Consider the following 1,989-nt stretch of genomic DNA (forward strand, 5'->3'; position numbering starts at 1 on the left):
GTGTGTCCGGTCCCGGGAGATGCTTGACACTTCGGTCCCAGCTGATGGTTGACAGTGGCCGTGATCGGCTTTTCTGTGCGCGTCGTTGCGGCGTGTGTGGGGAGGCCGGGATTGGCGCTGGTGGAGTTGTCGGTTGTCGAGCAGAGATACCGGGCTGTCCTGGCGGTGCTGGCGGGTGCGACGGTGACCGAGGTCGCCGCGTCCTTGGGGGTGTCCCGGCAGACGGTCAGCGGCTGGAAGTCCCGATATGCCGCCTCGGGTCTGGCCGGGTTGGCGGATCGTTCGCGTAGGCCGGCGTCGTGTCCGCATCAAACCTCTGCCGAGGTGGAGGCGGCGGTGTGCGAGCTGCGGCGCAGGCATCCGAAGTGGGGTCCGCGGAGGATTGCTCATGTGCTGGAGCGGTCCGGGACGGTGAGCCCGGTGCCGTCGCGGATGACCGTGTATCGGATCTTGGTCCGCCATGGGCTGGTGGAGCCGGGGGTGCGGCGTCGGAAGCGGTCGGATTACAAGCGCTGGCAGCGGGATCGTCCGATGCAGTTGTGGCAGATGGACATCGTTGGCGGGGTGATGCTGGTCGACCCGCTCACGGGAGAGTTGTCCGAGGTCAAGGTCGTGACCGGTGTGGACGATCATTCCCGGTACTGCGTGATCGCGTCGGTGGTCGAGCGGGCGACCGGGCGGGCGGTCTGCGCGGCGTTCGCGCGGGCTCTGCAGGTGTTCGGGGTGCCGGAAGAGGTGTTGACGGACAACGGCAAGCAGTTCACTGACCGGTTCGGGCAGGGTGGTGAGGTGCTGTTCGACCGGATCTGCCGGGAGAACGGGATCGCGCACCGGTTGACGCAGCCGGCGTCACCGACCACGACGGGCAAGGTGGAGCGGTTCCATCAGACGCTGCGGCGTGAACTCCTCGACGACTGTGGTGCGTTCGAGAGTGTCGGGGCGGCTCAGGCGGCGCTGGATGAGTGGGTGGAGGAGTACAACTCCTCGCGGCCGCATCAGGCGCTGGGGATGCAGTCTCCTGCTGACCGGTTCACGCCGGTTCCCGAGGAGGAGCGGGATGTGCTGGGCGTGAGGGTGCCTGGAGTGCTCGCGCTGGTGCCGCAGCAGCGGACGGCTCCTGTGATGCGGGATCCGGCCGAAGTGGTGCTTGCTGCAACTGGTCTGCCGGAGGCGGTCCCGGCAGTGGTGCCGGTGGAGCACGGTGGGCCGGTGGAGTTCGAGCGGGTGGTGCCTGCCAGTGGGAATCTGCAGGTCGCGGGCAAGCAGTTCTGGCTCGGTCCGGCCCGATCAGGGCTGACGGTGACCTTCTGGGCCGATACCTCGGTGATCCATCTGCTGATCGCGGGGGCGCGGATCAAGACGGTGCGTTCGCACCTGTCGGTGGTGGATCTGGCGCGTCTGGCCGCTCGGGGCGGACGCGCGGCCGGGCCGCCGCCGCTTCCGGCCGGTGATGCGGCGGCGTTCGAGGTGGACCGGATCGTGAACAACAGCGGGCTGGTGGGCCTGGGCGGGCATCAGGTGCTGGCGGCGGAGATCCTGGGTGGCCGATCGGTGGGCATCCGGATCGACGACGAGACGCTGTCGTTCTTCGATCCGTCCTCGCGGGAGCTGCTGCGGGTGCGGCCCAACCCGCTCAGCAGCGAGGAAGTCCGTCGGCTGCGGGGACTGCGTCCGGCCGGCCGACCGCCGCGTCCGGGCGTTGAGCCGGTACGGGTGCAGCGGCGGATCAGCACGACGGGCACGATCATGGTCTGTCGCCAGGTCGTCTCACTCGGCCGGACGTACGCGGGACAGACGGTGACCGTGCATGTGACGGACTCGACGATCACCGTTGAGCTGGACGGCCAGGTCCGGGTCATCCGCCGCACGACTGACGTCCCGGTCAGGAACGTCAAAGCGAACAAGCCTCGCGAAGTTTCCGATGTTGTCTAGGCCCACCGTCAAGCATCAGCTGGGACCAGAACGTCAAACATCACCTGGGACTAGACA

At 68.0% G+C, this 1,989-nt stretch carries 1 protein-coding gene; it reads left to right on the forward strand.

Going from position 1 to position 1,989, the window contains the following annotated elements; all coding sequences use genetic code 11:
* Nucleotides 1-126 precede the first annotated feature (126 nt).
* Nucleotides 127-1,932 (forward strand): IS481 family transposase, encoded by a 1,806-nt coding sequence (locus ACLB9X_RS34300; protein ID WP_410364327.1) that lies wholly within the window; start codon nt 127-129, stop codon nt 1,930-1,932.
* The last annotated feature ends 57 nt before the right edge of the window (nt 1,933-1,989 follow it).

This window comes from Streptomyces sp. 5K101 (genome assembly GCF_046506645.1).
In the GTDB taxonomy this organism is placed as follows: domain Bacteria; phylum Actinomycetota; class Actinomycetes; order Streptomycetales; family Streptomycetaceae; genus Streptomyces.